Here is a 4,233-nt window from a genome sequence, read left to right as displayed (position 1 = left end):
GGCCTTCTCGTCGAGCACCTGATGATCCGCAAGCTCTACAAGCGGCCGCTCGACACGCTGCTCGCCACCTGGGGCCTGAGCCTCGGCATGCAGCAGGTGTTCCGCTCGACCTTCGGGCCGAAGGAAGTGAGTCCGGCACTGCCCGACTGGCTGATGGGTTCGTGGGAGCCGAAGCCGGGCCTCGATATTCCCGTGAGTGGCATGTTCGTGATGGGCCTCGCGCTGCTGATGACGGGCGGCCTGCTGCTCGCGCTCTATCGCTCGCGCTGGGGCTTGCGCGTGCGCGCCACGGTCGCGAATCGGCCGATGGCGAACGCCGCAGGCATCAACACGCGGCGCACCGACCGCATGACTTTCGCGATCGGCTGCGGCATCGCGGGCGTGGCGGGCGCGGCCTTCACGGCCATCGGCTCGACGGGACCGACGAGCGGCTCGCTCTACATCGTCGATTCGTTTCTGGTGGTCACGTTCGGCGGCGCGGCGAGTCTGCTCGGCACCGTGGCCTCGGCGTTCGGCATCGCGCAGATGCAGTCGATCAGCGAGTTCTTTCTGTCCGGCTCGATTGCGCGCGTACTCACGCTGCTGACCGTCGTGGTGATTCTCATGCTGCGCCCGCAAGGCCTGTTCGCCTCGAAGGTGCGGCGCGTGTAAGCGCACGCCGTCGCACAAGCCTATTTCACAGCTTCATTCGTATGGAGAGATGGACATGGAACCCATCCAACCCACGGCGGGCGGCGTATCCCCGCGATCCGGCCGCGGCGCGCCTCCGGCCGGCTGGCGCGCGCGCCTCGTGTGGCTCGACGCCTCCGGCTACGCGGGCATCGTCCTGCTTGCGCTGCTGATCGTGGTCGTGTTTCCGCTTGCGCTCGACACGTTCCGCCTGAACCTGATGGGCAAGTACCTGACCTACGCGTTCGTGGCGATTGGCCTCGTGATCGCGTGGGGCTATGGCGGCGTGCTCAGTCTCGGCCAGGGCGTGTTTTTCGGCCTCGGCGGCTACGCCATGGCGATGTTTCTCAAGCTCGAAGCGTCCAGTCCGGCCGCCACGCGCACGCAGACTACGCCGGGCATTCCCGACTTCATGGACTGGAACCAGCTCACCGCACTGCCTGCGTGGTGGAAGCCGTTTCACTATTTGCCGTTCTCGATCCTTGCGGTGCTCGTCGTGCCTACGGCGCTTGCTTTCGTGATCGGCTACGCGATGTTCAAGCGGCGCGTGGGCGGCGTGTACTTCGCGATCATCACGCAGGCGGTCGCACTGATTCTCTCGGTGTTGATCATCGGCCAGCAGGGCTATACGGGCGGCGTGAACGGCATTACCGATCTGCGCACGCTGCTCGGCTGGGACATTCAATCCGATCACGCGAAGCTGGTGCTGTACTTCGTGAACGCCGTGTTGCTGATCGTCGCGCTGCTCGCCTGCCGCTGGGTCCAGCGCAGCAAGCTCGGCACGCTGCTGCTCGCGATGCGCGACAAGGAGGACCGCGTGCGCTTCTCGGGTTACGACGTCGCCATGTTCAAGGTGTTCGCGTTCTGTCTCGCGGCGCTGCTGGCGGCCGTTGGCGGCGCGATGTTCACGTTGCAGGTGGGCTTCATGTCGCCGTCGTTCGTCGGCATTGTGCCGTCGATCGAAATGGTGATCTACGCGGCCATCGGCGGGCGCATGTCGCTGGTTGGCGCGGTGTATGGCGCGATTCTCGTCAATCTCGGCAAGAGCTGGTTTTCGGAGAGCTTTCCCAATCTCTGGCTCTATCTGATGGCGGCGATGTTCATCGGCGTGGTCATGGTGTTTCCGAACGGGCTGGCGGGTCTCTACGAAGAGCATGTGCGCCCGCGCGTGCGGCGTCTGCTCGGCGCGGCGAACAAGGAGGCGTAAAGCATGAGCAATACTGACTTTCTGCTCGCGATCGAGGACCTGACCGTGTCGTTCGACGGCTTCAAGGCGATCGATGCGCTCAATCTCTATCTCGAACGCGGCGAACTGCGCGTGGTAATCGGCCCGAATGGCGCGGGCAAGACCACGCTGCTTGATCTCATCTGCGGCAAGACGAAGGAAACGGCGGGCAGCATCAAGTTTCGCAACGAGGAAATCACGAATCTCGCGGAATTTCGCCGCGTGCGTAAAGGCATCGGCCGCAAGTTCCAGACGCCGTCTATCTACGAAAACCTGAGCGTTGCGCAGAACCTGGAAGTGTCGTTTCCGCGCGGACGCAGCGTGTTCGGTGCGCTCGCTTACCGCGAGGACTCTGAAGTGGCCGACCGCGTGCGCGCCGTGGCCGATGAGATCGGCCTGGCGTCGTCGCTCGATCTGGAAGCGGGATTGCTTTCGCACGGTCAGAAACAGTGGCTCGAAATTGGCATGCTGCTTATGCAGGATCCCGAACTATTGATGCTCGATGAACCGATTGCAGGCATGAGTGTGCGCGAGCGTGAACTGACCGCCGATCTGCTCGACCGCATTTGCCGTAACCGCTCGATGATTGTGATCGAACACGACATGGCCTTCGTCGAGCGCATTGCGCACAAGGTCACGGTCATGCATCAGGGCAAGATTCTCGCGGAAGGGCCGATGGCGCAGGTGCAGGCCGATCCGCGCGTGATCGACGTTTATCTTGGTCACTGAGCTGGCCACGGGATTGAGTATCGAACGACAACACGGAGAACACATCATGCTGGAAGTCGACGATCTCGTCGTCAGTTACGGGCAAAGCCAGGTGCTGCACGGCATCGGTTTTTCGGTCGCGCAAGGCGAAAGCGTAGCGGTGATGGGCCGCAACGGCATGGGCAAGACCACGCTGTTCAAGGCGCTGATCGGCATGCTGCCCGCGAGCCGTGGCGTGGTGCGCGTGAGCGGCGCCGACGTTTCGAAAGACGAGAGCTATCGCCGCGTGTCCAAAGGCATCGGCTATGTGCCGCAAGGACGGCAGATTTTCGCTTCGCTGAGCGTCGAGGAAAACATCCGGACGGGCCTCGAAAACGCCCAGAGCCAGCGCGTGCCCGACGAGCTATATGCGCTGTTTCCCGTGCTGTTCGATATGAGGAAGCGCAAGGGCGGCAATCTTTCGGGCGGTCAGCAGCAGCAACTCGCGATAGCCCGCGCGCTTGCGACCGACCCAAAGGTGCTGCTGCTCGACGAGCCCACCGAGGGTATCCAGCCGTCGGTCATCAAGGACATCGCCCGCGCGCTCAACCAGATTCGTACGAGCCGCAATATCGCCATCGTCGTCTCGGAGCAGGTGTTGAGCTTCGCGCTCGACGTGGCCGACCGGCTTTTCGTGATCGAAGGCGGGCGTTTCGTGCACCAAAGCACGCGCGATGCGGGCGACACCGACCGCATCCGCGAATACCTCTCCGTTTGAGCGCGGCGCGGCTCTCGCGCGCCGCGCCGTATGTCAATCCGCGAACCCAGGAGCGAACGCAATGCCCGAGACTCTTATCAAGGTCGATCTGAACCAGTCGGCCTACGAAAACGAACAGGTGCACAACCGCTGGCACCCCGACATTCCGATGGCCTGCTGGGTCAAGCCCGGCGACGATTTTATTCTCGAAACCTACGACTGGACCGGCGGCTTCATCAAGAACGACGACAGCGCCGACGACGTGCGCGATATCGACCTCTCGATCGTGCACTTTCTCTCCGGCCCGGTCGGCGTGCACGGCGCGGAACCCGGCGACCTGCTGGTGGTGGACCTGCTCGACATCGGCGCCAAAGCTGATAGCCAGTGGGGCTTCAACGGCTTCTTTTCGAAGACGAACGGCGGTGGCTTTCTCACCGATCATTTCCCCAGCGCGCAAAAATCGATCTGGGATTTCCACGGCGTGTATACAAGCTCGCGCCATATTCCGGGCGTGAATTTCGCGGGCCTGATTCACCCAGGTTTGATCGGTTGCCTGCCCGATCCCAAGCTGCTGGAGACCTGGAACGCGCGCGAAACCGGGCTGATCGCGACCGAGCCCGACCGCGTGCCGCCGCTCGCGAATCCGCCTTTTGCGGCCACCGCGCACATGGGCAAGCTCGCGGGCGAGGCGCGCGACAAGGCCGCCGCGCAGGGCGCGCGCACGGTGCCACCGCGCGAGCATGGCGGCAATTGCGATATCAAGGATCTGTCGCGCGGCTCGAAGGTGTTTTTCCCCGTCTACGTGGATGGCGCGGGGCTCTCGGTCGGCGATTTGCATTTCAGTCAGGGCGACGGCGAGATCACGTTCTGCGGTGCGATCGAAATGGCCGGCTGG

General features: G+C 63.4%; 5 protein-coding genes. All 5 read left to right on the top strand.

Annotation, left to right across the window (positions count from 1 at the left end):
• On the top strand, nt 1-651 hold a 651-nt coding region (gene urtB, locus VG320_RS31065), incomplete at its 5' end, for an urea ABC transporter permease subunit UrtB (RefSeq protein WP_327203898.1).
• 55 nt (nt 652-706) lie between these two features.
• On the top strand, nt 707-1,876 hold the full coding sequence (urtC, locus tag VG320_RS31060) for an urea ABC transporter permease subunit UrtC (RefSeq protein WP_327203897.1): 1,170 nt from the start codon (nt 707-709) through the stop codon (nt 1,874-1,876).
• A 3-nt stretch (nt 1,877-1,879) separates the two neighbouring features.
• The gene (urtD, locus tag VG320_RS31055; protein WP_327203896.1) at nt 1,880-2,623 is read left to right on the top strand and encodes an urea ABC transporter ATP-binding protein UrtD; all 744 of its coding nucleotides are present in this window, start codon (nt 1,880-1,882) and stop codon (nt 2,621-2,623) included.
• Between the two features lie 46 nt (nt 2,624-2,669).
• A complete protein-coding gene (urtE, locus tag VG320_RS31050) occupies nt 2,670-3,359 on the top strand; it encodes an urea ABC transporter ATP-binding subunit UrtE (RefSeq protein ID WP_327203895.1) in 690 nt (229 codons plus the stop codon).
• Between the two features lie 61 nt (nt 3,360-3,420).
• Nucleotides 3,421-4,233: formamidase (gene fmdA, locus VG320_RS31045; protein ID WP_327203894.1), on the top strand; the 813-nt coding region annotated here is incomplete at its 3' end.

The organism is Paraburkholderia sp. (assembly GCF_035948235.1).
Lineage (GTDB): Bacteria > Pseudomonadota > Gammaproteobacteria > Burkholderiales > Burkholderiaceae > Paraburkholderia.
This window is presented reverse-complemented; position numbering and strand designations above follow the sequence as displayed.